General features: G+C 63.2%; 1 protein-coding gene. It reads left to right on the top strand.

Translation table 11 applies throughout. The features are described from left to right. Positions 1-120: 120 nt before the first annotated feature. Positions 121-419, top strand: a 299-nt coding sequence (locus G3I78_RS49180; RefSeq protein ID WP_164437167.1) for a TetR/AcrR family transcriptional regulator, incomplete at its 3' end; no start/stop codon positions are given.

Below are 419 nucleotides of genomic sequence, written 5' to 3'. Positions count from 1 at the left end.
ATGTCACTCCCCGTTTACCCATGTGCTCCAGGCCCTTACTTGCCGCCCGGCTAGTTCACTACACTGGGGAAGGTAGACCCGTCACTAGCCGGGCGTCAAGTAAGTAGTTTGAGGAGAGCCATGTCCAGCAGCAGTCCGCAGGCGCGCCGCGGCAACACGCGTCAGCGCATCCAGGACGTCGCACTGGAGCTCTTCGCCGAGCAGGGGTACGAGAAGACGTCGCTGCGCGAGATCGCGGAGCGGCTGGAGGTCACGAAGGCGGCGCTGTACTACCACTTCAAGACCAAGGAAGACATCATCATCAGCGTCTTCGAGGACCTGACCAGGCCGATCGACGAGCTGATCGACTGGGCGGAGCAGCAGCCCCGGACGCTGGAGATGAAGCGCGAGGTGCTGCGCCGCTACAGCGAGGCGATGGC

It is taken from the genome of Streptomyces sp. SID13726 (assembly GCF_010548375.1).
Classification (GTDB): Bacteria; Actinomycetota; Actinomycetes; order Streptomycetales; family Streptomycetaceae; genus Streptomyces.
Note: the sequence above shows the minus strand (reverse complement) of the source record. Positions and strands in the feature narration are given on the sequence as shown.